The organism is Hydrogenophaga sp. RAC07, assembly GCF_001713375.1.
Lineage (GTDB): Bacteria > Pseudomonadota > Gammaproteobacteria > Burkholderiales > Burkholderiaceae_C > Hydrogenophaga.
The window spans coordinates 422,661-448,072 of sequence record NZ_CP016449.1 but is presented as its reverse complement, the minus strand read 5'-3'; the positions used below and the strand labels follow the sequence as shown (position 1 = coordinate 448,072).

The 25,412-nt window shown below is 66.5% G+C and carries 23 protein-coding genes and 1 other RNA gene; 5 read left to right on the top strand and 19 right to left on the bottom strand.

The annotated features are described in order from the left end of the window. Positions 1–52: 52 nt before the first annotated feature. The 17 genes from murD to dapF all read right to left on the bottom strand — a co-directional run bounded on the left by murD (position 53) and on the right by dapF (position 19,903). Complete coding sequence (gene murD / locus BSY239_RS02030; RefSeq protein WP_069045368.1) at positions 53–1,816, bottom strand: UDP-N-acetylmuramoyl-L-alanine--D-glutamate ligase; 1,764 nt, start codon at positions 1,814–1,816, stop codon at positions 53–55. Positions 1,817–1,818: 2 nt separating this feature from the next. Next, positions 1,819–2,997: a phospho-N-acetylmuramoyl-pentapeptide-transferase gene (gene mraY / locus BSY239_RS02025; protein ID WP_069045367.1), complete on the bottom strand. Its 1,179-nt coding sequence runs from the start codon at positions 2,995–2,997 to the stop codon at positions 1,819–1,821. Then, positions 2,987–4,405 (bottom strand): UDP-N-acetylmuramoyl-tripeptide--D-alanyl-D-alanine ligase, encoded by a 1,419-nt coding sequence (locus BSY239_RS02020; protein ID WP_069045366.1) that lies wholly within the window; start codon positions 4,403–4,405, stop codon positions 2,987–2,989. Before BSY239_RS02020 ends, mraY begins: the two co-directional genes overlap by 11 nt. Next, complete coding sequence (locus tag BSY239_RS02015) at positions 4,402–5,913, bottom strand: UDP-N-acetylmuramoyl-L-alanyl-D-glutamate--2,6-diaminopimelate ligase (protein ID WP_069045365.1); 1,512 nt, start codon at positions 5,911–5,913, stop codon at positions 4,402–4,404. The genes BSY239_RS02020 and BSY239_RS02015 overlap by 4 nt, the downstream gene beginning before the upstream one ends. Next, a complete protein-coding gene (locus BSY239_RS02010; protein ID WP_069045364.1) occupies positions 5,913–7,646 on the bottom strand; it encodes a peptidoglycan D,D-transpeptidase FtsI family protein in 1,734 nt (577 codons plus the stop codon). Before BSY239_RS02010 ends, BSY239_RS02015 begins: the two co-directional genes overlap by 1 nt. After that, positions 7,643–7,939: a cell division protein FtsL gene (ftsL, locus tag BSY239_RS02005; protein WP_069045363.1), complete on the bottom strand. Its 297-nt coding sequence runs from the start codon at positions 7,937–7,939 to the stop codon at positions 7,643–7,645. The genes BSY239_RS02010 and ftsL overlap by 4 nt, the downstream gene beginning before the upstream one ends. Further along, positions 7,936–8,862 (bottom strand): 16S rRNA (cytosine(1402)-N(4))-methyltransferase RsmH, encoded by a 927-nt coding sequence (gene rsmH, locus BSY239_RS02000; protein WP_069045362.1) that lies wholly within the window; start codon positions 8,860–8,862, stop codon positions 7,936–7,938. The genes ftsL and rsmH overlap by 4 nt, the downstream gene beginning before the upstream one ends. Positions 8,863–8,867: 5 nt before the next feature. Next, positions 8,868–9,293, bottom strand: coding sequence for a division/cell wall cluster transcriptional repressor MraZ (gene mraZ, locus BSY239_RS01995; RefSeq protein WP_069048715.1), 426 nt, complete (start codon positions 9,291–9,293; stop codon positions 8,868–8,870). A 315-nt stretch (positions 9,294–9,608) separates the two neighbouring features. Further along, positions 9,609–10,943, bottom strand: a complete 1,335-nt coding sequence (hslU, locus tag BSY239_RS01990; protein WP_069045361.1) for an ATP-dependent protease ATPase subunit HslU — start codon at positions 10,941–10,943, stop codon at positions 9,609–9,611. A gap of 1 nt (position 10,944) precedes the next feature. Then, positions 10,945–11,490 carry an ATP-dependent protease subunit HslV gene (gene hslV / locus BSY239_RS01985; protein ID WP_069045360.1) on the bottom strand — a complete coding sequence of 182 codons (546 nt, stop codon included), beginning with the start codon at positions 11,488–11,490 and terminating at the stop codon, positions 10,945–10,947. An 86-nt stretch (positions 11,491–11,576) separates the two neighbouring features. Further along, complete coding sequence (locus BSY239_RS01980) at positions 11,577–13,403, bottom strand: STAS domain-containing protein (RefSeq protein ID WP_069045359.1); 1,827 nt, start codon at positions 13,401–13,403, stop codon at positions 11,577–11,579. Between the two features lie 50 nt (positions 13,404–13,453). After that, positions 13,454–14,842 (bottom strand): RNA polymerase-binding protein DksA, encoded by a 1,389-nt coding sequence (gene dksA / locus BSY239_RS23025; RefSeq protein WP_083239761.1) that lies wholly within the window; start codon positions 14,840–14,842, stop codon positions 13,454–13,456. A 103-nt stretch (positions 14,843–14,945) separates the two neighbouring features. Next, the gene (locus BSY239_RS01965) at positions 14,946–16,034 is read right to left on the bottom strand and encodes a CobW family GTP-binding protein (protein ID WP_069045356.1); all 1,089 of its coding nucleotides are present in this window, start codon (positions 16,032–16,034) and stop codon (positions 14,946–14,948) included. Between the two features lie 77 nt (positions 16,035–16,111). After that, complete coding sequence (locus BSY239_RS01960; protein WP_069045355.1) at positions 16,112–17,296, bottom strand: class I SAM-dependent rRNA methyltransferase; 1,185 nt, start codon at positions 17,294–17,296, stop codon at positions 16,112–16,114. 42 nt (positions 17,297–17,338) lie between these two features. Next, complete coding sequence (locus BSY239_RS01955) at positions 17,339–18,313, bottom strand: tyrosine recombinase XerC (RefSeq protein WP_069045354.1); 975 nt, start codon at positions 18,311–18,313, stop codon at positions 17,339–17,341. A 6-nt stretch (positions 18,314–18,319) separates the two neighbouring features. Next, the gene (locus BSY239_RS01950; RefSeq protein ID WP_069045353.1) at positions 18,320–19,003 is read right to left on the bottom strand and encodes a DUF484 family protein; all 684 of its coding nucleotides are present in this window, start codon (positions 19,001–19,003) and stop codon (positions 18,320–18,322) included. 24 nt (positions 19,004–19,027) lie between these two features. Then, on the bottom strand, positions 19,028–19,903 hold the full coding sequence (dapF, locus tag BSY239_RS01945; protein WP_069045352.1) for a diaminopimelate epimerase: 876 nt from the start codon (positions 19,901–19,903) through the stop codon (positions 19,028–19,030). Positions 19,904–19,970: 67 nt separating this feature from the next. Here dapF and BSY239_RS01940 point away from each other — a divergent pair, with 67 nt between their 5' ends. After that, complete coding sequence (locus BSY239_RS01940; protein ID WP_069045351.1) at positions 19,971–21,692, top strand: MBL fold metallo-hydrolase; 1,722 nt, start codon at positions 19,971–19,973, stop codon at positions 21,690–21,692. A gap of 10 nt (positions 21,693–21,702) precedes the next feature. Next, a complete protein-coding gene (locus tag BSY239_RS01935) occupies positions 21,703–22,509 on the top strand; it encodes a metallophosphoesterase family protein (protein WP_069045350.1) in 807 nt (268 codons plus the stop codon). A gap of 12 nt (positions 22,510–22,521) precedes the next feature. Here the strand turns inward: BSY239_RS01935 and BSY239_RS01930 are convergent, their stop codons facing one another. Beyond that, the gene (locus BSY239_RS01930; protein ID WP_069045349.1) at positions 22,522–23,226 is read right to left on the bottom strand and encodes a Crp/Fnr family transcriptional regulator; all 705 of its coding nucleotides are present in this window, start codon (positions 23,224–23,226) and stop codon (positions 22,522–22,524) included. Positions 23,227–23,526: 300 nt separating this feature from the next. On the opposite strand from BSY239_RS01930, the gene BSY239_RS01925 reads away from it, so the two are divergent. After that, on the top strand, positions 23,527–24,207 hold the full coding sequence (locus tag BSY239_RS01925) for a Crp/Fnr family transcriptional regulator (RefSeq protein WP_069045348.1): 681 nt from the start codon (positions 23,527–23,529) through the stop codon (positions 24,205–24,207). Here BSY239_RS01925 and rnpB read toward each other — a convergent pair. Continuing rightward, positions 24,208–24,587, bottom strand: an RNA gene (gene rnpB / locus BSY239_RS01920) — RNase P RNA component class A. 89 nt (positions 24,588–24,676) lie between these two features. Here rnpB and BSY239_RS22680 point away from each other — a divergent pair. Together BSY239_RS22680 and BSY239_RS01910 are read left to right on the top strand one after the other, a co-directional pair. After that, positions 24,677–24,916: a hypothetical protein gene (locus BSY239_RS22680; protein WP_069045347.1), complete on the top strand. Its 240-nt coding sequence runs from the start codon at positions 24,677–24,679 to the stop codon at positions 24,914–24,916. Further along, a complete protein-coding gene (locus BSY239_RS01910; protein WP_216637494.1) occupies positions 24,916–25,392 on the top strand; it encodes a type II toxin-antitoxin system VapC family toxin in 477 nt (158 codons plus the stop codon). Before BSY239_RS22680 ends, BSY239_RS01910 begins: the two co-directional genes overlap by 1 nt. Positions 25,393–25,412 lie beyond the last annotated feature (20 nt).

Sequence of the window (25,412 nt, the reverse complement as noted above, 5' to 3'; positions counted from 1 at the left end):
AGGCCTTCGCGCAGGCGCTGCGACCAGGTCAGGGTGGGCACGGATTTTTTCTTCACAGGCCACTCTCCAGGCTCATGCCGCGCTCGGTGGCAAGGTCCGACACCGCGCTCACGAACACGCGGGCGCGGTGTTCGTAGTTGTCGAACATGTCCAGGCTGGCGCACGCGGGCGACATCAGCACCGCGTCACCCGAGCGGGCTTGCTGCGCCGCCAAGGTCACCGCCTCGGGCAGCGTGGCGGCATCGAGCTGGGGGATGTGTTCGTCGGTCAGGGCTTCGCCGACCGCTTCGCGGATGCGCGCGGCATCGCGGCCGATGTAGACCACGGCGCGCGCGAAGCGCGCCAGCGGTTCGGCCAGCGGTGCGAAGTCCTGCCCCTTGCCGTCGCCACCCAGGATCACCACCAGCCGGCGCTCGGCACCCAGGCCGTTGACCGCAGCCAGCGTGGCGCCCACGTTGGTGCCCTTGCTGTCGTCGAAGTACTCGACCTCGTCGATGATGGCCACCGGCTCCACGCGGTGCGGCTCGCCGCGGTATTCGCGCAGGCCGTGCAGCATGGGGCCGAGCGCGGCGCCGGTGGACGTGGCGAGCGCCAGCGCAGCGAGCGCGTTGGCGGCGTTGTGGCGGCCGCGGATGCGCAAGGCATCCACAGGCATCAAGCGTTGGAAATACACCTCCTCGGCCTCGTCGGCTGCACGACCGCGCTTGCGCGTCTCGTCCAGGGCCAATGCGCGCACCAGCCAGGCCATGCCGTTGAGCGTCTCAATGCCCCAGTCGCCGGCACGCGTGGGCGCGTCCAGGCCGAAGCTGGCCCAGGGCCGTGCGCTCTGCTGGCGGTTGCGGTTGCCCACCTTCACGGTGACCAGGCCAGGTTGCAACGCCATGACCTGCGGGTCGTCGCGGTTGAGCAGCATCAGCGCCTGCGTGCCGAACACCGCCGCCTTGGCCTGCGTGTACGCTGCCATGCTGCCGTGCCAGTCAAGGTGGTCTTCGGTGATGTTGAGCACGCTGGCGGCCGTGGGCAAGGGGTCCCAGTCGCTGCCGGCGGCGCCGTCCAGCTGGAAGCTGGAGAGTTCGAGCACCCACACCCGGGGCAGGTGCAACGGCTGGGGGGGCTCGATGGGGGGCGGCACGAGCATGGCCATGCCTTCTTCGTCGGCTTCGGCTGCGGGCACGGGTGCTTCGTCTTCGGCAGGTTCGACTTCGTCGAGCGTCTCGCTCTCTGTGCCCACTGGCTCGGTCACCACCGGTGCTTCGGTCAGGGCCTCGGCGGCCGCACGTTCGTCGTCGGCCTGCTGGGCCACGGCCTCGGCATCGAGCGCGGCGGACAACACGTCCAGCAAGGCTGGGCCGATGTTGCCGGCCATGGCCACCGGCACCCCCGCGCGCTGCAGCAGCAAGGTGGTGAGTGACGTGACGGTGGTCTTGCCGTTGGTGCCGGTGATGGCCAGCACCTTGGGGCGGTACGGCAGGCGCTCGCGTTCGGCCAGGGTCTTCAAGGCGCGGGCGAACAGGCCCAGTTCACCGAGCACGGGCACGTTGTGCGACCGGGCCCAGGTGAACATCGTTTGCAGCGAGGCGGGGGCCAGCCCCGGGCTGCGCGCGATCAGCGTCCATTCGCCGCTCGCCATCAAAGCATCGTCAAAGGCACCGCTCACAAACGTGGCCTGCGGGCATTCAGCGCGCAGAACGGCCAGTTGCGGCGGCTGCTCGCGCGTGTCGGCCACGGTCACGTGCGCACCCTGGCGCACGCACCAGCGTGCCATGGCCAGGCCGGAGGCGCCCAGGCCGAGGATGAGAACGTGCTGGTCGTGCATGGTCAGCGCAGCTTCAGCGTGGACAGGCCCACGAGGCACAACAGCATGGTGATGATCCAGAAGCGCACGACGACCTGCGTCTCCTTCCAGCCCTTTTTCTCGAAGTGGTGGTGCAGCGGCGCCATCTGGAACAGGCGGCGGCCCGTGCCGAAGCGGCGCTTGGTGTACTTGAACCAGGTCACCTGCAGCATCACCGACAGCGCCTCGACCACGAAGATGCCGCCCATGATGGCCAGCACGATCTCCTGGCGCACGATGACGGCGATGGTGCCCAGCGCGCCCCCGAGCGCGAGCGCGCCCACGTCGCCCATGAACACCTGGGCCGGGTGGGTGTTGAACCACAGAAAGGCCAGGCCGGCGCCGGCCATGGCCGCGCAGAAGATCAGCAGCTCACCCGCGCCCGGGATGTGCGGCAGCAGCAGGTATTTCGCGAACACCACGTTGCCGGTGACATAGGCGAACACGCCCAGGGCCGAACCCACCATCACCACCGGCATGATGGCCAGGCCGTCGAGTCCGTCGGTGAGGTTGACCGCATTGCTCGATCCGACGATGACCAGATACGTCATGACCACAAAGCCGAACACGCCCAGCGGGTAGCTGATCTCCTTGAAGAAGGGCACGAGCAGGCCGGCCTGGGGCGGCAGGTCCAGCGTGAAGCCCGACGACACCCAGGCAAAGAACAGCTGCAGCACCCGCAGGTTGCTGGTCTCGGACACGCTGAACACCAGGTAGAACGCGGCCACCAGACCGATGAGCGATTGCCACAGGTACTTCTCGCGCGAGCGCATGCCCTCGGGGTCCTTGTTCACCACCTTGCGCCAGTCGTCCACCCAGCCGATGGCGCCAAAGCCCAAGGTGACCAGCAGCACGATCCACACGAAGCGGTTGGTCAGGTCGAACCAGAGGATGGTGGAAACCGCGATGGAGAACAGGATCAGCACACCACCCATGGTGGGTGTGCCGCCCTTGCTGATGTGGGTCTGCATCGCGTATTCGCGAATGGGTTGTCCAATCTTCAGCGCGGCCAGGCGGCGGATGAAATACGGACCGGCGGCCAGGCCCATGAGCAGCGCGGTGAGCGCGGCCATGACGGCGCGAAACGTCAGGTACTGGAACACCCGCAGGAAACCGAAATCGGGCGACAGGCCTTGCAGCCAGAGGGCCAGGCTAGGCAGCATGGGCGTTGTCCTTCTTGTTGTTGTCGTGTGCGGGGTCCAGCGCCAGCAAGGCGTTCACCACACGCTCGGTGCGCATGAAGCGCGAGCCCTTGACCAGCACGCTGTGGAACACCGGGCGGTCGTCGCTCACCGCCGCGCACACGGCACCGGCCATGGCAGGCACTTCGTTCCAGTGCGTCACGGCGGGCCAGATCGGCGCGGCCTGGCGCATCCAGTCGCCGGCCACGTGCACGGCTTCAATGCCACGATCACGTGCGTGGCGCAGCACCTCTTCGTGGAAGGCCAGGCCTTGTTCGCCCACCTCGCCCATGTCGCCCAGCACCAGCAGGCGCGGACCCGGCAGCTCGGCCAGCACGTCGATGGCAGCGCGCACCGAGTCCGGGTTGGCGTTGTAGGTGTCGTCGATCAGCGTGATCGTGCGGCCATCCAGGCGCAGCGCCAGCGCACGCGAACGGCCACCCACCGGAGCAAATGCATCAAGCCCGCGCACCACGGCGTCCAGCTTCACACCCGCGGCGAGCGCACAAGCCGTGGCCGCGAGCGCGTTGCGCACGTTGTGCCGGCCGGCGATCTTCAGATGCACCGTGCCTTTGCCGGCGGGTGAGGTAACGCACAGCGTCCAGGCGCCGTCCTGCCAGTCGGCCTTGACGGCCGCCACATCGGCGGCCGGGTCGGTGTCGCTGAAGGTCATGACGCGGCGGCCAGCGGCCAGACCGCGCCACAGCGGTGTGTACGTGTCGTCCGACGGGAACACGGCCACACCGTCGTCCGCCAGCGCCTGGATGACCTGGCCGTTTTCCAGCGCCACCGCCTCCACCGTGGCCATGAACTCCTGGTGCTCGCGCTGCGCGTTGTTCACGAGGGCCACCGTGGGCCGGGTGAGTGCGGCGAGTTCGGCGATTTCACCCGGGTGGTTCATGCCGAGTTCAACCACCGAGAGCTTGTGTGCCGAGGCAAGACGCAGCAGCGTGAGCGGCACACCGATGTCGTTGTTGAAGTTGCCCTGCGTGGCGTGGGCCGCATCGCCCGCCGCAGCGCGCAGGATGGACGCGATCATCTGCGTGACCGTGGTCTTGCCGTTGCTGCCGGTCACGGCGATCAGCGGCAGATGGAACTGCTGGCGCCACAGGAGCGCGAGTTCGCCCAGCGCGCGGCGCGTGTCGGGCACTTCCACACCGGGCAGGCCCGCTTCGGCCAGGCCACTGTGGGCGATGGCGGCCACTGCGCCCTGCGCGGCCGCTTGCGGCAGGAAGTCGTGCGCGTCAAAACGTTCGCCCTTCAAGGCCACGAACAGGTCGCCGGGTTGCAGGCTGCGCGTGTCGGTGTGCACGCGGTTGATCGCCACGTCGGCATGACCGACCACGCGGGCGCCGCTGAGCTGAGGGAGCAGCTGGCCGATCGTCTTCATGCGGGGGCTCCCTGCGCTGCGCGGGCCGCCAGCGCCAGCCGCGCGTGAACCCGATCGGAGAACGGCGTCTTCACACCATGGATGTCCTGGTAGTCCTCATGGCCCTTGCCGGCGATGAGCACCACGTCGGCGGCTTGCGCGCGCGCCACCGCCATGGCAATCGCGGCAGCGCGGTCGGGCTCGACCAGCGCCGCGCCGGGCTGTGAAAGGCCCACGATCATCTGGCCCAGGATGTGGATCGGGTCCTCGCTGCGCGGGTTGTCGCTGGTGAGCACCACGTGCGCAGCTTCGCGCTCGGCCACGGCCGCCATGAGCGGGCGTTTGCCGGCATCGCGGTCGCCGCCGCAGCCCACCACCACCCAGAGGGCGCCACCACGTTGGGACACCAGCGGCTGCAGAGCCTGCAACGCCTTGTCGAGCGCGTCGGGCGTGTGGGCGTAGTCCACCAGCACCAGAGGTTGATCGGCGGCCGCGGCTTCGGCCTGCTCCATGCGACCGGGCACCGGGGTGAGTGCGCCGCAGGCCTTGACGGCCTGCTGCAGCGACACGCCCAGCGCGCGCGCCGAGGCGAGCACACACAGCAGGTTGGACACGTTGTAGCGGCCCACCAGCGGCACCTGCAGGCTGTGGCGGTCCAGCTCGGCGCCTTGTGCATCCCGCTCGACCACGTCGAAGGCCATGCCAGCGTGGGTGAAACTGACGTTCACGGCGTTCAGGCGCGCGGGCGATTCGATGCCCACGGTCCACAGGTCCAGCGCGCGACCGGCCAACGGATCTGCCAGTCGAGCGCCGCGCGCATCGTCGATGTTGATCACCGCAGCGGCCAGACCCGGCCAGTCGAACAACGCGGCCTTGGCGTCCCAGTAGGCGTCCATGCTGCCGTGGAAATCGAGGTGGTCCTGCGTGAAATTGGTGAACACCGCCACGCGCACCTGCGTGGCGTTCAGACGGCCTTCAACCAGCCCGATGGACGAGGCTTCGATGGCGCAGGCCTTCAGACCTTCGTCCACAAATGCGCGCAGTTGCTGCTGCAACATCACCGGGTCGGGCGTGGTGAGCCCCGTGGGCACCAGTGCCGAGCCCGGTTGGCCCATGCCCAGGGTGCCGACCACGGCACAGGAACGCGCGCACACCGAGAGCAGTTGTGCGGTCCACCAGGCACACGACGTTTTGCCGTTGGTGCCGGTGATGGCGAGCACATCGAGCGCAGCGCTCGGTCGGCCATGAAACTCATTGGCGATGGCGCCGGCCTGGGCCTTGAGGCCGGGCACGGCGAGCACGCGGGCGTCTTCCAGACCGAAGGCCTCCACACCATCCAGTTCGACCAGCGCGGCCACGGCGCCCGCGGCCAGCGCGGCGTTCACATAGCGACGACCGTCGGTGGCGGCACCCGGCCAGGCCACAAAACCATCGCCCGGCTGAAGGCGGCGGCTGTCGCAGTGCAGCGCACCGGTCACGGTGGTGCGCAACCACGCGGCCACGTCCCGGGCCTGGTCCATCGTCTGCATCAGAACGACTCCTCGACCACGTCGGTGACGATCTGCGGCTTCACGCTCATGTCGGGCTGCACGCCGAGGATGCGCAGGGTCTGCTGCACGGTTTCGCTGAACACGGGCGCGGCCACCAGGCCGCCGTAGTAGGCGCCGTTGCCAGGCTCATCCACCATCACGGCGACCACGATGCGCGGCGACTCCACCGGCGCCAGGCCCACGAAAAAGCTGCGGTACTTCTTGTCGGCGTAGCCCTTGCCTTCCTGCTTGCGCGCGGTGCCCGACTTGCCGCCGACCGAGTAGCCCATGGTCTGTGCGCGCGAACCGGTGCCGCCAGGACCTGCGGCCATTTGCAGCATGGTGCGCACCGCGACCGCGTTCTTCTCGCTGAACACGCGCACGCCGCTGACCGGCTCGTCCGATTTCTGCAGCGTCACCGGGATCAGCTCGCCGTCCCGTGCAAACACGGTGTAGGCCTGTGCGAGCTGGAACAGCGAAGCCGAAAGGCCGTAGCCGTAGCTCATGGTGGCCTGTTCGATCGGGCGCCAGGTCTTGTAGGGGCGCAGGCGACCGGTCACGGCGCCGGGAAACGGCACCTGCGGTTTTTGGCCGAAACCAGCCTGTGCGTAGGTTTCCCACATCTCGCGCGGGCTCATCTGCATGGCGAGCTTGACCGTGCCCACGTTGCTCGACTTCTGGATCACCTGCGCGACCGTGAGCACCTCGTTCGGGTGCGAGTCGCTGATGGTGGAGCCGCCGATGGTGATGCGGCCCGGCGCGGTGTTGATCGGCGTGTTGGGCGTGACCATGCCCTTGTCCAGCGCCAGCGCGGTGATGAAGGGTTTCATGGTCGAGCCGGGCTCGAAACTGTCGGTGAGCACACGGTTGCGCAGCTGCTCGCCGCTGAGGTTCACACGGCGGTTGGGGTTGTAGCTCGGGTAGTTGGCCAGGGCCAGCACTTCGCCGGTCTGGGTGTCGAGCACCACCACGCTGCCGGCGCGCGCCTTGTGGGTCTGCACCGCTTCCTTGAGCTTCTGGTAGGCGAAGTACTGCACCTTGCTGTCGATGGAGAGCTGCAGATCGGGACCGTCCACCGGCGGCACCACATCGCGCACGTCTTCCACCACGCGGCCCAGCCGGTCCTTGATGACGCGGCGCGATCCGTTCTTGCCCGAGAGCTGCTGGTTGAAGGCCAGTTCCACGCCCTCCTGCCCACGGTCTTCCACGTTGGTGAAACCGACCACATGCGCGGCCGCTTCACCCTCGGGGTACTGGCGCTTGTACTCGCGGCGCTGGTGAAAGCCCTTGATGCCCAGCGCGGCGATTTCCTTGGCCACGGGCTCGTCGACCTGGCGCTTGATCCACACAAAGGTCTTGTCCTCCACCGCGAGGCGCTTGCGCAGGTCGGCCAGTGGCATCTCCAGCAGTTTGGCCAGCTGGCGCAGCTTGGGATCGGCGCGGTCCACGTCTTCGGGAATCGCCCAGATGCTTTGTGCCACCACGCTGGAGGCCAGGATGAGGCCGTTGCGGTCGAGCACGCGGCCGCGGTTGGCGGGCAGCTCCAGCGTGCGGGCAAAACGCACCTCGCCCTGGCGCTGGAAGAAGTCGTTGCCGAACACCTGCACGTAAGCGGCCCGCCCGGCGAGTCCCGCAAACGCCACCGCCAGCGCCGCAACAATGAACTTGCTGCGCCACACCGGCGTCTTGCTGGCCAGCAGCGGACTGGCGCTGTAGTTGATGCTGCGGCTCATTTGGCGGCGGCCTCCGCAGGCACCGAAGGCTCGAACACCGTCACGTACTGCGTCACACCCGGCGTGACCGGGCGCATCTGCAACTGGCGCGTGGCCAGCTGCTGCACACGCGCGGGTGTGGCCTGCGCGCGTTTTTGCACCTGCAGCTGCTCGTGTTCGGCATCGAGCTTGCGTGTCTGCGCCTGCGAGCGGTCGAGCGCGGCATAGAGACGACGCGACTCGTACTGCGTGTGCACCAGGTAGAAGGCGCTGGCGATCACGGCGAGCAGCAACACAAGATTGAGTCTGATCACGGCGCAGCCTCGGTTCTCTCAGCCACGCGCATCACCGCGCTGCGCGAACGCGGATTGCCCTTGACCTCGTCGTCCGATGGCATCACGCGCTTCAAGCCCCGCAACGCCATGGGTGCAGGCTCGGCAAACGGCACGCGGCGGTCCACCACGGCGCGCGAATGGCGGGCCATGAACTGCTTGACCATGCGGTCTTCGAGCGAGTGGAAGCTGATCACCACCAGGTGTCCTGTGGGGCGCAAGACGTGCAGGCTGGCTTCTAGCGCTTGTTGCAGCTCTTCAAGCTCGGCGTTGATGAAAATCCGAAAAGCCTGAAATGTGCGCGTTGCAGGGTCCTTGCCCGGCTCGCGGGTTTTGACCGCGCCAGCCACGACTTCGGCCAACTCACGGGTGGTTCGAAAAGGGCCCCGTTCCTGTCGGCGACGATCAATCGCCTTTGCAATCGGTTGAGCAAACCGTTCTTCGCCATAGTCACGGATGACCTCCGACAGGGTTGAAACTTCGGCCGTTTCCAGCCACTGAGCAACGCTCTGGCCGCGCGTGGTGTCCATGCGCATGTCCAGGGGGCCATCGTTGCGAAAAGAAAAACCCCTCTCGGGGTCGTCGATCTGCGGCGAACTCACGCCGAGGTCCATGAGAACCCCGTCCACACTGGCCGCCCCCAGTTCGCCCAGGTGGGCAAAGCCCTCGTGGCGGATGGCGATGCGTGCATCGTTGGCGGCCAACGCCTGAGCGGCTTCCACCGCCTGCGGATCTTTGTCGAAGACGGTCAGCCGCCCTTGACGGGACAGCTGCTCGAGGATGAGGCGCGAATGACCGCCGCGCCCGAACGTGGCGTCGACGTAATGACCGTCCGGGTTGATCGCCAGTGCTTGCACGGCTTCGTTCAACAGGACGGTTTGATGAATCCATGTGCCTTGCACCATCGCCCTTAGAAAGAGAAGTCCTTGAAGACATCGGGCATGTCGGCCTTCATCGCTTCGGCTTCCTGGGCAGCGTACACCTGCGCGTCCCACAGTTCGAAATAGGCGCCCATGCCGAGCAGCACCACGTCTTTGGTGATGCCGGCGCCAGCGCGCAACTCGGGCGAAACCAGCACGCGGCCGGTGCCGTCCATCTCCACGTCCATGGCATTGCCCAGAAAAATGCGCTTCCACCACTGCGCCTGCATGGGCAGCGAGGCGATGCGATCGCGGAACTGCTCCCACGCGCTGCGGGGGAAAATCATCAGGCAGCCGTGGGGGTGTTTGGTGATGGTGAGCTGGCTCGCAGCCGCGCTCAGGGCGTCGCGGTGCCGGGTTGGCACCGAGAGCCGACCCTTGGCGTCGAGACTGAGAGAAGAAGCACCCTGAAACACCGCGATCAATCCTTGGAAAACACTTTTCACCACTTAAATGCACTTTTTTCCACTTTATCAGGAAAACCAAGGCATGCAACTCAGCGGCGACAAATTTTTTCCAATGAAATCAACCACTTAGGATACATTTTGAAGCCGTTTTTTGGATCAAAAATGCATTAAAAGCAAGCACTTACAACCACCTCTGCAAGTGATGCTTCAAAACCCTGCGGGGTCCGGGGTCGTCCAGCCGGGTGCCGGCTGCGAGAGCGGCCGACCAACGGCTTGCGTTGGTGGCCTTGGGGTTGTCGAACCCGGCGGGGGTCCGACACGCGCTCAAAGGATGTAGCGCGAGAGGTCTTCGTTGCGGCTGAGCGCGGCCAGGCGCCCGTTCACATAGTCCGCATCGATGGTGATGGTCTGGCCCTGCAACTTGGTGGCGTCAAAGCTCACCTCGTCGAGCAGATGCTCCATCACCGTGGCCAGGCGGCGCGCGCCGATGTTTTCGGTGCGCTCGTTCACGTCACAGGCGATCTGCGCGAGCTGGCGAATACCTTCGGGCGAAAACTCGAGCGTCACACCTTCGGTGGCCAGCAGTGCCTGGTATTGGCGCACCAGCGAGGCGTGGGTCTGGGTGAGGATGGCCTCGAAGTCATCGACCGAGAGCGACTGCAACTCCACCCGGATCGGAAAGCGACCCTGCAGCTCGGGGATGAGATCGCTCGGCTTGGCCAGGTGGAAGGCGCCGCTGGCGATGAAGAGGATGTGGTCGGTCTTGATCACACCGTACTTGGTGGTCACGGTCGTGCCTTCCACCAGCGGCAACAGGTCGCGCTGCACGCCCTGGCGCGAGACCTCGGCGCTGCCGGAATCGCTGCGCGAGGTCACCTTGTCGATCTCGTCGATGAAGACGATGCCGTTCTGCTCTGCGTTGTGCAGGGCGCGGGTCTTGATGTCGTCTTCATTGACCAGTTTGCCCGCCTCTTCGTCGATCAGCAGTTTCATGGCTTCACCGATCTTGAGCTTGCGGGTCTGCCGCTTGCCGGCGCCAATCTGGCTGAACATGCCGCGCAGTTGCTCGGCCATCTCTTCCATGCCGGCCGGGCCCATGATCTCCATGGCAGGGCGCGCTTCCAGCAGGTCGATCTCGATCTCGCGCTCGTTCAGGTCGCCTTCGCGCAGCTTCTTGCGGAAGTTCTGCCGCGCGGTGCTCTCGGGCAGCGGCACCACGTTGGTCGTTGGTTCCGCGCTGCGGGCCGGTGGAATGAGGATGTCCAGGATGCGGTCTTCGGCCGCATCTTCGGCGCGCACGCGTTGTTTGCGCATCTCCACTTCGCGCGTTTGTTTGATCGCGATCTCGGCCAGGTCGCGGATGATGCTGTCCACATCCTTGCCCACGTAACCCACTTCGGTGAACTTGGTGGCCTCGACCTTGATGAAGGGCGCGTCCGCCAACCGTGCCAGGCGGCGCGCGATCTCGGTCTTTCCCACCCCGGTGGGGCCGATCATGAGGATGTTCTTGGGCGTGATCTCGGGCCGCAGCTTGTCGTCGACCTGCTGGCGCCGCCAGCGGTTGCGCAACGCAATGGCCACGGCGCGTTTGGCGCCCTTCTGTCCGATGATGAAACGGTCGAGTTCGGAAACGATCTCTTGCGGCGTCATGGATGACATGTCAGAGCACCTCCACCGTGTGATTCATGTTGGTGTAGATGCAAAGCTCGCCCGCAATACCAAGGGAGCGACGAACGATGTCCTCGGCGCTGAGCTCGGTATGGTCCAGCAGTGCTTTCGCCGCGGCCTGCGCGTAGGCCCCACCCGATCCGATGGCCACAATGCCGTGTTCGGGCTCCAGCACATCACCGTTGCCGGTGATGATCAGTGAGGCACTCTGATCGGCCACGGCGAGCATGGCCTCCAGGCGGCGCAGCACGCGGTCGGTGCGCCAGTCGCGCGTGAGCTCGATGGCGGCGCGCACCAGGTGCCCCTGGTGTTTTTCCAGCTTGGCTTCAAAGCGCTCGAACAATGTGAAGGCGTCGGCCGTGGCGCCGGCAAATCCGGCCAGCACCTTGTCGTGGTGCAGCTTGCGTACCTTGCGGGCTGTGCCCTTGACGATGATGTGGCCCAGGGTGACCTGGCCGTCGCCACCGATGGCGACCTGAATGCCTTCAGGCGTCTGTCGACGCACGCAGACGATCGTGGTTCCGTGAAATGATTCCATGGCTTTCAGTTGGGGTTGATCCGGGGGCCTGCAACTGTCCCCGGCGACGTTGTTTGAAACAACGTGTGTGAACCGCGCGATGCGGATCAGTCGTTGCGGACCACAACCTTGGCGTACTCGGTGATGCCGATGACGTGGAAGAAGGCCGACACCAGGCGGTGCGCGTCCACAAACTGCACCAGACGCCGCTCGGCGTGGTGCTGCGACACCCAGTTGAGCAAGGTGCCCGCGGCAGAGAAGTCCACCCGGATCAGGTTGCGGCACGAAATGATCAGCACGTCGGCGCCCATGAGCCGGCGCTCCAGCATGTCCAGCGTGGCCTGTGGGTCGCCCCGGATCTCGCCCGAGAGCTCCACCAGGCCGAGATGGTTGAATTCAGAAGGCTGCTCGCTCGGAGATTCGCTCGGGTAGGCCGAAGGCACAGCCTCCAGCACGGCTTCGCTCAACACGGACTGGCCCGCATCGTCCGAGCGGTCTGCGGTGATGGACGTGACGTGGCATCGCGGCTTTTCCCAGCCCGGCGGAGACACCTCGTAGGTCACACAAAAGTCCAGCGCGGTCAGCTCGAACTCGTCGGGCCGGTTCATCACGCGAAGCACCGCCATGCGCAGTTCCCACCAGAGCTGCTCCACATCGCGGCGGCCCGAGGGGGTGTAGTGCTTCAGGAGGTCACGGAACACGGCCGAGCCCAGGAACCGCAGCTCCACGTCCTGGTCGCCCCAGAGCGTGAAGATGCCCAGCAAGGCGCGCGCGGCCTTGAGGTCCATGGATTCCATGGGCGTCCAGTCGAGCACCCAGGGCTGTTTGGCTCGCAGCAAGACGTTCTGCAATGTGCCGACCGCGTGGGCGTCCAGCTCGGCTTCGCTCACCCAGACCGCGCGGTTGTTGCTGGCGGTGGGCGTGAAGGTCTTCCCGGTCATCGACGACACCGTCTCCGGCATGTCGTACCACTGGGGAGCGGAACGGCTGAAGCGGTTGACAAAATCGACCGCGCGACTCTCGAAGGGCGCCAGCTGGCCGGTGGCACGGTAGAGGTCGAACAAAGCCAGCCAGTCGTCGATTTCGTCGACTTTCGCACCGCCCTCGCCCAGCACTTCCATCAACCCTTGTTCGGCGCCCGCGTCATCGCCATTGGCGAAACGGATGGCGGCTTCTTCGACGTCGGGATCCTGAACGATCTCCTGCACGTCGAGCGAATAGAAATGCGACGCGGAAAACGCACCGCCGACGGAATGGGAGCTGCCGAGCTCGCTGGGCTGGGTGGGCGCCATCAGGCCGGTGCGGCTTGGACCCTGAGGGGTCTTGGCGGCTGCGCTGGGGTGCGTTTGCTCGACCGGGGTGGGGTTGCGGGTGTCAGCGGCGCCGAACTGCGCCTTCCCGGTGGCCACAGGCAGCGGAGCGGGTTCGGTCTCGTCGTACTGCGCCTGGCGTTTGCGCGCCTGGAGGTCTGGCGTGGCAGCCGGAACCTCTTCCTTGGCCTTGAGCGGCGAGCCACCCGAATTGTTGACCGCCGCAGGGTTGAGGCTGGAACCGGTGCTCACCAGCGAATCGGGGCCCTTGGTCTTCCACCACTGCATCGACATCTGGGCTTCGATCTCGTCGATCTTCTTCAGCGTCTCGGCACGGTCGTCGGGCTTGGAGGGCAGGCTGCTCTGGAAGAACGAAGGCCGCATGCCTGGACCCTCGGGGCTCGTACCCTCGCGGCTGCGGATCTTGCGCAGCATGTCGAATTCACGCTTGCGCACGAAGTCGTTGCGCCGCTTGCGCTCGATCATCTCCTTCAGCGCCGCCTTGCTGTACTCGCTCTCGCGGTCGGCCTGGCGCGTGTCCAGGTCGGCCCAGCTCGTGGTCGGATGACGCACGAACTTCACCACCTTCGAGAGAAAGCCGCCGTTGGAATCGTCCTTGGACATGGGTGGTTGGGTGCCGGAAAGGGGTCGGAGTCGGAATCGAAGTGGAAGGATCAGTCCCCGAACATCTTCTGCTTGAGTTCGCGCCGCTGCTGGGCTTCAAGCGACAGACTGGCGGTCGGGCGGGCCATCAGCCGGCCCACACCGATGGGCTCACCGGTCTCTTCGCAGTAACCGTAGTCGCCCGAATCGATACGGACAATGGCCTGTTCGATCTTCTTGAGCAGCTTGCGCTCGCGGTCACGGGTGCGCAGCTCCAGGGCATGCTCTTCTTCGATGGTGGCGCGATCGGCTGGATCGGGCACCACAACCGTGTCTTCGCGCAAGTGCTCGGTGGTCTCGCCCGCGTTGGCCAGCATGTCGGCCTTCAGCTGTGACAGCTTGCGGCGGAAATAGGCCAGCTGCAGATCGCTCATGTATTCGCTGTCGGGCATGGCCTGCACGTCCTGATCGGTCAATTGATCGGCGGGCAGGGTCTTCCAGTTGTTGGCCCGCTTGGGGTCTTTCTGGATCGAGGAAGGGACGGGAGGGGTCATGACGGCACGTTCGTTCGTGTGGGAAAAAGTCGCCTTGGCAGCATCGGGCGCGTGGGTGGGGACCACCGCAGCCTGGGTCATCTGCTCCATCATGACTTTTTTGGCCGCGCGTTTGCCCAATGGGCGTGGCGTGGGCTCAACAACCACGGGGGCTGGAGCCGGTGCCTTCTTTGCGCTGGCAACTTTGGAGACGGGGGCGGCGGCGGCCGCCCGGGGAGCAGAAGTGGTCACGGTGGGAACAGCCGCCTTGGCGGCGGGCTGTACCTTGGATTTGGCGGAACTCGCCGGAGTGGGCTTGACCGCGGGTGGGCGGGAAGGCGTGGGCTTGACCGGTGCAGCGGCCTTCTTGGCAACGGCAACGGGCTTGCTCGCAGCAGTGGTTTTGGCCACTGCCTTGGGGGAGGCTTTCGCAACAGGCGAAGCGGTTTTCTGGGTCGGTGCGCTTGCTTTCGATTTGACAGGGCCTTTGGCGGCGGCTTTGGCCACGGGCTTGGAGGCTTTGGGCGCCACCTTGGTGGCCGCTTTGGCAACAGGCTTCACGGCCACCTTGGCCGGGGCTTTCGCCGCGGGCTTGGCAACCGACTTGGAGACCGGCTTCACCGCAACCTTGGCGGCGCTCTTGGCCGCGGGCTTGCGCGCTGCAGGCACAGCCGCCTTGGCCGCCGACGATCGCCCTTTGGCGCTCGCGGCTGCGGACTTGGCTGGTTTCGCTGACTTGGTAGCCGGGGCTTTCACAACGGGTCTCCTCTCAGTGCCTGACGGTGCTTGATCCGGGTCCGGTGTGCGGGGTTGGGCCGCATCAACCTGTGTCGGCATGGCCGACGGTTGGAAGGTTATACCCCTCCCTGAACCGGGACTCGGCCGTTGGCGAGCACCTGCACTGGAAGACCGCCGGGCCACCGGCATGGGGCGCGATTGTAACGAGGTGGCGGCGACGCTCCCGGAATCCGGTCGTGAGGGGAAACCCAGACGTTGGAGAAGCGAGACAAACAGCACGGCGGCTCGGTGCTCAGACCAGACTCTGGTCCAGGCCCTGCACCAGGATGTCGCGCGGCAGGTCGATGCCGATGAACACCATCTTGCTCATGCGCTGCTCGCCTTCGGCCCACGGTGGGCCCAGATCGCTGCCCATGAGCTGGTGAACGCCCTGGAAGATCACCTTGCGGTCGGTGCCGTCCATGTCGAGCACGCCCTTGTAGCGCAGCATGCGCGGGCCATACACCTGCACGATGGCACCCAGGAAGTCTTCCAGCTTGGCCGGGTTGAACGCCCGGGTGGCGCGGTAAACGAAGCTTTTCACGTCATCGTCGTGGTGATGGTGGTGGCCCTGCCCTTGATGGCCATGGTCATGCCCGTGGTCGTGACCATGCTCCTGCTTGTGCGACGGGTGGTCGCAGTGCTCACCATGTTCGTGATCGTGGTCGGCATGGTCGTGATCGTCGACCTTGAGGAAGTCCGGGTCGATGTCGAGCTTGGCGTTCAGGTTGAAGCCGCGAAGGTCGAACACCTCCTTGAGCGACACCTCACCGAAATGCGTGGCCCGCATGGGCGCGCGCGGGTTCATGTGCTTGAGGCGGTGGGTCAGCGCGTCCAGGTCCTCGGCGCTCACCAGGTCGGCCTTGCTGATGAAGATCTGGTCGGCAAAGCCCACCTGGCGGCGCGCTTCCTGACGGTCGTTGAGCTGCTGCGCGGCGTGTTTGGCGTCCACCAGCGTGAGGATGGAGTCCAGCAGGTACTGCTCGGCCACCTCGTCGTCCATGAAAAACGTCTGTGCGACCGGGCCGGGATCGGCCAGGCCGGTGGTTTCGATCACCACGCGGTCGAAATCGAGTTCACCCTTGCGCTTCTTTTCGGCCAGATCGCGCAGCGTGGCGCGTAGGTCGTCGCGGATGCTGCAGCAGATGCAGCCGTTGCTCATCTGGATGATGTTCTCGGTGGTGTCGGCCACCAGGATCTCGTTGTCGATGTTCTCTTCACCGAATTCGTTCTCGATCACCGCGATCTTCTGGCCGTGCGCCTCGGTGAGCACGCGTTTGAGCAGTGTGGTTTTTCCCGAGCCCAGGAAACCGGTGAGGATGGTGGCGGGGATGAGTGACATGGCGGTGCGACGGTGTCGAAGGTGGGCGGTCGAAAGAAGCGCGCAAGTGTATGCGAGCACCCCAAGGCCTGCGCGCCCTATTGTTTTTTCATGACCACCAGTCCCTTGAGGTACTCACCCTCGGGGAAATTCACGGTCATGGGGTGATCGCTGGCACCGCCCAGGCGCTGGAGGATCGCGCCATCCACCCCGGCATCAAGGCCGGCCGAGGCCACGATCTTGTGGAACAGCTCCACCCCGATGCCGCCCGAGCAGGAGAACGTGAACAGCACGCCGCCCGGGGTGAGCAGCTTGAAAGCCAGGCGGTTGATGTCCTTGTAGGCACGGGCCGCGCGCTCGGCGTGCGCCACGGTGGGTGCGAGTTTGGGCGGGTCGAGCACGATGGCATCGAACTGGCGGCCCTCGGCCACGAACTGGCGCAGCGAGGCGTTCACGTCGGCGTCCATGAAGCTGGCGCGCGCGGCGTCAAAGCCGTTGAGCGCCACGTTGGCCGCCGCCTGCTGCAAGGCGGGAGCCGACGAATCGATGGAGGTGACGTGCCCTGCTCCACCGGCCAGCGCGGCCACGGTGAAGCCGCCGGTGTAGCTGTAGCAGTTGAGCATCTGCTTGAACTGCAAGCGCAGCGCGTACTGGCTGCAGACCAGCCGGCTGTCGCGCTGGTCCAGGTAGAACCCGGTCTTGTGGCCCTGGGCGATGTCCAGGCCGAGCTGCCAGCTGTGTTCGCGCAGCACCAGCGCGGTGGGGCCGCTGCCGCGCAGCCAGCCCGTGACTTCGGGCAGGCCTTCGAGCTTGCGGCTGCTGGTGTCGGAGCGCTCGTACAGACGCGCGCACCCGGTGAGCTCGATCAGCGCGTCGGCGATCAGCGCCTTGTGCCGCTCCACACCGCAGGCGGTGAACTGGGCCACCAGCGTGTCACCGTAGCGGTCCACGATGAGGCCGGGCACACCGTCGGACTCGCCATGCACCAGCCGCATGCCGTCGCTCTCGATGCCCAGCCTTGTGCGCAATGCAATGGCGCGCGCCAGCGTGGCGCGCAGGAAGTCGGCGTCGATGCGCTGGGCTTCGTCAAAGCTCCAGGCGCGCACGCGGATGCTCGACGCGGGCGAAAACGCGCCCCAGGCGAGGAACTGCCCTTCGGCGCTTTCCACGCGCACGGTTTCGCCCGCATCGCCGCCGCCTTTGGCGATGGCGCCGTCGAACACCCAGGGGTGGCGGCGCAGGAGGGATCGGTCTTTGCCGGGCTTGAGGCGGATGAGTTTCATGCGGGTATTGTCGGGCCCACCCGCAGCCGCCTCAGCCCTTGCTCAGCCTTTCGGCGGTTTGTCCTTGGCGTGGGCCCGGGGATGCGCCGCGTCGTACACCTTGGCCAGGTGCTGGAAGTCCAGCCGGGTGTAAACCTGCGTGGTGCTGATGCTGGCGTGGCCCAGCAGCTCCTGCACCGCGCGCAGGTCGCCGCTGGACTGCAGCACGTGGCTGGCGAACGAGTGACGCAGCATGTGCGGGTGCACCGGCGTGGCCAACCCGGCCAGGCGCGAGCGGCGCTTGAGGCGCACGCGGATGTGTTGCGGCGTGAGGCGCTGGCCGCGCGAGCCAATGAACAGGGCAGCGTCATCGCCCGCCCAGGGGGCGCGCTGCTCCAACCAGCGCGCCAGCGCCGCCAGCGCGGCCTGGCCCACCGGCACGCTGCGCCGCTTGGAGCCCTTGCCCAGCACGTGTGCCTCGCCGTCCTGCGCGTCGATCCAGCCGCGTGCGGTGCCGCTGGCCGTCACGTCCAACCCGACCAGCTCACCGATGCGCAGGCCGCAGCCGTAGAGCAGCTCGGTGATGCAGGCGTCGCGTGCTTCCAGCGCCGGGTGGTCGGCTTCCTCCACGTGAGAGGCGAGTTGCACAGACTCGTCCACACCCAGCGCCTTGGGCAGCGGTTTGCCGGCCTTGGGCGCGCGCACGTCCTGCACCGGGTTGTGCCCCATCAGGCCTTGCCGCCCGAGCCACACATAAAACCCGCGCCAGCCCGAGAGGATGAGCGCGATGCCCCGCGCGCTGCGCCCGGCGCTGTGCATCTGCGCGATCCAGCGGCGGATGTGCGTGTTTTGAACGTCCTTCAGACCGACCCGGGCCTCGGCCGCGTGGGCCGTGAGGCGCTCAAGATCCAGCGTGTAGAGCACCACCGTGCGATCGGCCAGGCGCTTCTCCACCCTCACGTGGCCAAGGTAGGCCTGCACCAGCGCGGCATCGTCACCTGTGGGGGCTTCGGAGGCGGCGTGCACCGGCGGGTTCATGGGACGTTATTCGGGGCGCAGGCGGGACAAGGCCGCGCTGGTGATCTCGCCGATGCGTTCCAGGAAGTCGGTGCCCATGTCGCTGGCAAACCGCTGTGGATCGGCCGAGGCAAGCACCAGCAAGCCGAAGGCTTGCGGTGCAATGCCGGCGCGCAGCGGAATGAGCGCGAGCGAGGTCGCGCTCGACGGATCGTCCAGCCAGCCGGCGGCTTCCAGTCCCGGGTTGGCGCCGCAGTAGGGCCGTGAGAGCGAGGAGGCGAAGGCCTTCACGTCGTCGCTGGCGCCCTGCGCAAACAGCTGGTCTTCAAACTCGGGCGCCACACCCCATACCTTGATGGCCACCTGCGGCACCATGAACTGGTTGGCGATTTCACGCACCGCCACCACCGGCAGCTCGGCAGGCTCGCGCGTGAGCAGCAGCGCGCGGGTCCACAGCTGCAGTTTGTCGGCAATGGTGGTGTTCTCGTGGCCATTGCGGATCATCTCGGCCGCCTTGAGCTCCAGCCCCTTGATCTTTTCGCGCAGCATCTCGGCCTGGCGCTCCTGCAGGCTCACCGCGCGGTGACCGTGCGGACTGGTGAGCTGCACGGCTGCCAGCAGGCTGGCGTGGCGCTCGAAGAAATCGGGCGTGTTGGCCAGGTAATTGGCGATGTCGTCTTCGGTGATGGGCGGGATGTTGTTGGTGTTCATGGGTCGGTGGGGTCGGGGCTGGGTTCAGCCGATGTCGGGAAGGGTGATCTCGCCGTCGAACACGGTGGTGGCCGGACCGGTCATGAGCACAGCGTTGTCGTGGCCACGGTTGTCCTGCCATTCGATGGTGAGCATGCCTCCATGGGTGTGCACGTCCACGCGCGCATCCAGCAAGCCCAGCCGGATGCCGGCCACCACCGCGGCGCAGGCCCCGGTGCCACAGGCCAGTGTCTCGCCCGAGCCGCGCTCGAACACCCGCAGCTTGACCTCGGACCGACCAACCACCTGCATGAAGCCGGCGTTCACGCGCTGCGGAAACCGTTCGTGCCGTTCGATCATCGGGCCCCAGGCCTGCACCGGCGCGGTCTTCACATCGTCGACCAGCAGAACCGCGTGCGGATTGCCCATGGACAGCACGGCCACCGGCACGTCACCGGCGTACGGAAGGGCCAGCGGCCAGCGCTCGAAGTTGCCCATGGGCTCGGGCTGCAGGTCCTGGGCCTTGAAAGGCACACGGTCCAGCGCAAACACGGGCGGCCCCATGTCCACCGTCACACGCCCGTCGGCGTGGGCATGCAGTTCCAGCTCACCGTTGGCGACCTTCACGCGCAGGGGGTTGCGCTGGCTCAGGTCCTTGTCGTGCACGAAACGCACGAAGCAGCGCGCGCCATTGCCGCAGTGCTCCACCTCGCCACCGTCGGCGTTGTGGATCGCATACTCAAAATCGAGGCCGGGCTCCAGCGTGGAACGCACGCTCAGGATCTGGTCGGCGCCCACGCCGAAGTGGCGGTCGGCCAGAAAACGGTACTGGGCTGCGGAGAGACCGAGCCGACCGCGGGTCTCGTCCAGCACGACGAAGTCGTTGCCCGCGCCCTGCATCTTGGTGAATCGGATGTGCATGGGGCAATTATCGGCGCTCACTCGCGCACGGGGCCAGAAGGGCGCGCGCTTCCCGCAAAATGCCGCGATGGTCAGACCCACCCAACTCCTGCATCCCCAGCGCGCACCCGCGCCGCTGCGTCCCGCCGCCACCGTGCTGCTGCTGCGCGACAGCGCCGACCCGGCACGCCCCGGTATCGAAGTGTTGATGACACGCCGCTCCATGACGGCGAGCTTTGCGCCAGGCGCCTACGTGTTCCCCGGCGGGGGTATCGACGCAGCCGACGCGCAATCGCACGGCATCGCCACCCGCCGTGCCACGCAGAGCGACCTGCATCTCACGCAGGCCATTGCGGCGATCCGCGAGAGTTACGAGGAACTTGGGGTGTTGCTGGCACACAGGGCCGACGGTTTGCCGGTGGACGACAGCGACATTGCCCAACTGGACCGCGAGGCGCCGTTTGCCGCACAGTGCCGGGCCAGGGGCCTCACCCTGGACGGCGCAGGCGTGTTCGTGCTGGCCCACTGGATCACCGACCGCGACCTGCCGCGCCGCTTCGACGTCCCTTTCCTGGTGGCGCGCATGCCCGAAGACCAGTCCCCGGTGGCCGATGAAGCCGAACAGTTCGAACCGTTGTGGATCCGCCCGGCCGACGCGCTGGCGCGCCATGCAGCGGGCGACTTTTTCATCATCTTCCCGACCATCCGCACGCTGGAACGTCTGCGAGACCACGCAACGGTGCAGGAGGTGCTGGACGCTTGCGCAGTGAATGATCAACCCCTGTGGACAAGCTGCCCCCGCGCCGGCCTCATGCGCGGTGCCGAATCGCGCCACATGGAACACGAGCCGCCGTTCGGCGAACTGGCCCTGGTCTGCCCCGACGGCCAGATCGCGCACAGCCTGGACTGGCAGCACGAACGGCCGGTGCCACTGCTGAAAAACGTGCAACGCCTGACGGCACCCAACCCCGGCTTCATGACCGGCCCGGGCACCAACAGCTACGTGGTGGGCGATCCAGCCACCGGCCACATCGTGATCGACCCGGGTCCGGACGATGCGCCCCACATCGAGCGTCTGTGGCGCGCCGCCGGTGGCCGCATCCAGGCCATCGTCTGCACCCATTCGCACCCCGACCACTCGCCCGGCGCGCCGCGTCTGCAGGCCATGTGTGTGACGGCCGGACTGGAAAAGCCGCCGATCCTCGGCCTCCCCAGCGCGCCCACTTCAAGGGAAAACAGCCGCTTCACCCCCGAACGATCTTTGTCCGATAGCGAACACATCGTGCTGACGGGGCGATCGGGCGACGGGACCGTCACACACACGCTGGAAGTGGTGCACACCCCCGGCCATGCCGCCAACCACTTGTGCCTGGTCTTGATCGAGGATGGCCTGCTTTTCACAGGCGATCACATCCTCAATGGCAGCACCACCGTGATCGACCCGCCTGACGGAAGCATGGGCGCCTATCTCGACTCGCTGGACAAGCTCGCCGACCGCTGTCGGCAGCACCAGGTCGAGTTCATCCTGCCCGCGCACGGCTACGTGTTAGGAGATTGGCGGGCCAGCGAAGACAATGTTTCCGCGCCCCTGGAAGGTGGTGCCTTGCGGGCCATTGCGCACCTCAAGGCGCACCGTCTGCAGCGCGAAGCCAAGGTCGCACGCGCCATGCAGGCGTCGCCCGAGGGCTCGTTGGACGACTGGGTCCGACTGGCCTACGACGATGTGCCCGAACGGCTGTGGCCGGTGGCCAAACGATCCCTGCTGGCCCACGTGGAGCGGCTGCAAAGCCTCGGGGGCTTCAATCTCTGAGGGAGCATTCATGAAGATCGCGGTCATGTCCGATGTCCATGGCAACTTCTCGGCCCTCCAGGCCGTGGTCGCCGACATCGCGCGGCGCGGTGGTGTGGATGAGGTGGTCAACCTGGGCAACATGGTCAGCGGGCCCTTGATGCCTCTGCAAACCGCTCACTTCCTGATGCGCCAGGACTGGCTGCAGATCGCGGGCAACCACGATCCTCAGGTGCTGCAGGTCGCCACCGGTGAGCGCAGCACCTCGGACGCCTTTGCCGCGGGAGAACTCGACGATCCCTCCCGGTGGTGGCTGGCGGCTTTGCAGGATTCGCTGGATGAGCGCCTGCACACCGGCGAACTGTGGAAAGAGCGTCTGGGCACCGAAGTGGCCCTGTGCCATGGCACTCCACGAAGCACCGTGGAATACCTCCTGGAGACGGCTGAAGGTGAGGGGATCCGCACCGCGCTGGCGCCCGAGATTGCGGAACGTCTGGGCGACCGGGTGCCGCCCCACGTGCGCCTCCTGGCCTGTGGTCACTCCCACATTCCGCGGGTCGTGCGCCTCACCACCAGCCTGCTGATCGTCAACCCGGGCGCGGTCGGCATGCCGGCCTACGACGTCAGCCGCGCCCACCCGCTTTCCAGCTACCACCGGGTGGAGAACGGGAGTCCCGATGCCCACTATGCGATCGCAGAGCGGGTCGATGGTCAATGGCACGCCGCCCTGATCTCGGTCCCGTACGACGCTGAAGCCGCCGCGCACCTGGCGGCCCGGAACGGGCGACACGATTGGGCCCACGCCCTGCGCACCGGCTACATGCCCCGGCTGCTCTGAGCAGCGGACCGCTCAAACCGGCGGCAACCGCGACTTGTTGACGGCGCCCTGGTCAGGGGCATGGCAACCGCAAGAGCGTGCCACCAGCGCGGCGCGGCTCGGCACAACAAGCCGCTGCGGCTCGCACACCAGTGCGCCGGCGCCCACCAGTTGCGTCACCGCGCCGGCCAGGGCATCGGCAGGCACATTCAGCGCATCGGCCAGCGTGCCATGGTCGATCGCCACCTCATGGCCGGGCAGGCGGTCCAAGGCGGTGAGCAGCCAGCGTGTAAGGCGCTGTTCCACGCTGTGGTGCTGCTGGCAGAGAGCCGTCTGCGAGATCTGGGATGTGAGCGACAGCAAATAGCCCACCACGGCTTTGACCACGGACGCAGCGGCTTGTCCGTCGAAGGGCACCGCATTGGTGGGCAGGCGCCAGGCCAGTCCGGGGTGCAGGACCACCGCACGGTGGGTCTCGGTGCCTGTGCCCATGAACGCCGCCACCCCCACCATGCCGTCGTTGCCCACCAGCGCCGCGGGCGTGTCGCCCCCGTCCGAACGGTGGTTCATCGCCACCAGGGCGCTGGTCGGAAAGTGGATGTGTGTTGCCACCATGCCTTGTTGGTGCAACTCGAAGCGGGCAGACAGTTCGACTTGTTCCAGCTGCTCGGTCCAGGACGGGCGATCGCCTCGGGTCAGGGCGGCCAGCAGGTGGTTGGAACGGAAATCGGCTGGCAATGTGTGCTCCCGCCCGCAGGCGTGATGGGGTGCGGGGCCGACATGACCGGGCGGCTGACAGTGTAGGGGCAAAGCCTCCTCAATGTGTTCGCTATCGAACACAAGAAACGCAAGCGGTGGGTTGAGCTTCCCCATGGATGTTCACGCGGCGCGTCCGGCGGCTTGGGCGTTCGGTGGAATTTGCAGCATCCAGCGCACTCGCCACTTACACTTCCTGCGCGCATGCTTACACTTGGACCGGCCATTCGGCCATGGCACTCCCGTTGAAGCGTTGACCTTGAATCCAGAACGGGAGCCCCATTGACCCTGACAAACAATGGCCTCGTGGCCCAACTGGCCACCGACGATCAGCGGCGGATCGAGCGCCACTGCAAGCCCGTCGATCTGAAGACGGGCGACATCCTGTCAGCGCCTCACACACCCCACGCACATGTGCACTTTCTGACCACCGCCAGCGTGGCGCTGGTCGTTCGCCACTCCGATGGCAGTGGTCTGGCGGTGGGGCTGACTGGCCAGGAAGGGGCCGTGGGGCTTCAGCACGCGCTCGGTCTGGGCGCCGGCAATCTCACATTGCAGGTGCAGCGTGGTGGCAAAGCCTTTCGCGCCGACGGCGAAGCCATGCAGCGGCTGGTTGCACGCAGAGCGCACCTGCTCCGCGCCTTCGCCGTCTACCTGTGGGGTTTTTCGCAGGAGGTTGCCTCGCTCGCCGCAGCCTCCCAGACGCACGACATCAAGTCCCGTCTGGCGAACTGGATCCTGCTGAGTCATGCCCGCAACGGGCACGACGATCTGCTGCTCACCCACGCCCACCTGGCCGACATGCTGGGCGTGCGCCGCGCGGGCGTGACGCTGGCGGCGGTCGAACTCAAGGAGTTGGGGTTGGTGGACTACCAGCGCGGACGCATCCACATCCTCGATCTGGACGGTTTGCGCGCCGTCGCGAAGCGGCCCGCATTGAACAACGGGCTGCCGCAGGCATAAGTGTGAAGCGCGCCGTTACGCCGGATTCTGTGCATCCAGGTTGCCCCGGATGTGACCGCCATTCATCTGGGCCGGGGGTTGCCCACCCGGCTCGGTGCTACCTACCCGCCAACTCTCCTCGCGGAACCACAAGGATCCTCAACACGGCGAACCGTGTCTCGTCAGGCTGGCCTATTTGGTATTGCTGCGCGTAGAGATTGCCCGTTTCACCCGCACTGAAGCGGCTCGTCTCTGTTGCTCTGATCCTCACCTTAGGGCCTTGCGGCTTGTCGGTGGAGAGGTGTTACCTCCTACGCTGTCCTGTGCAGTCCGGACGTTCCTCCAGCACCCCCTTTCGGGTCCTCTTGCGAGGCAGTGCCAGCGACGGCCTGGCGCGCTTCACACCCGCATTATCCCGCCTGCCCGCATACCCCCGGCCGTGGTGCCTCGCAGGCCCCGGTAGGATTCTTACTTTCAGGAGGTAAGAATCGTGAAAATCACCAGCAAAGGACAGGTCACCATCCCCCTGGCGGTGCGCGAGCAGGCCCGGCTTTACCCGCATGGCGAGGTGAGCTTCGAGGTGCTGCCCAACGGCGACGTGCTCATGCGGGCCACGGTCGCCACGGTCTCGCCGGCGCGCCGCGCTTTCGAGCGGGCCCGTGGCAGCGCCAACGCCAGTGCTTTCAAGCACATGGGCACCGACGAATTCATGAAATACCTGCGCGGCTGATGGCACACCACAAGAACACCGCGAGCGCACTCGCCCGCGAGCCGGATGCGCGCTACCTCCAGCCTGCCCCGATCGCAGGCACCCTGGTCGACAGCAGCGTGCTGATCGACGTGCTGGCCGACGACTCCTTGTGGGCCGACTGGTCGATTGCGCAGCTGGAACGCTGCGCCCAACAAGGCCCTCTCTTCATCAACCCGCTCATCCTGGCCGAGGTCAGCCCGCGTTTCGAGACCGCCGCCGACCTGGAAGCCACCCTGGCCCACCTGCCGCTGCAACGCCAGGCCCTGCCCTGGGACGCAGCCTTTCTCGCCGGCCAGGCCTTCAAGCTCTACCGCCAGCACAGCGGCACCGAGCCTTCGCCCATGCCGCACTTCTACATCGGCGCCCACGCCTGGGTGAACCAGCTTCAGCTGCTCACCCGCGACGCCGTGCGTTACCGGCGCTACTTTCCCAAGCTCACGCTGGTCGTGCCCTGAAGCTGTCGGACAATGGCGGC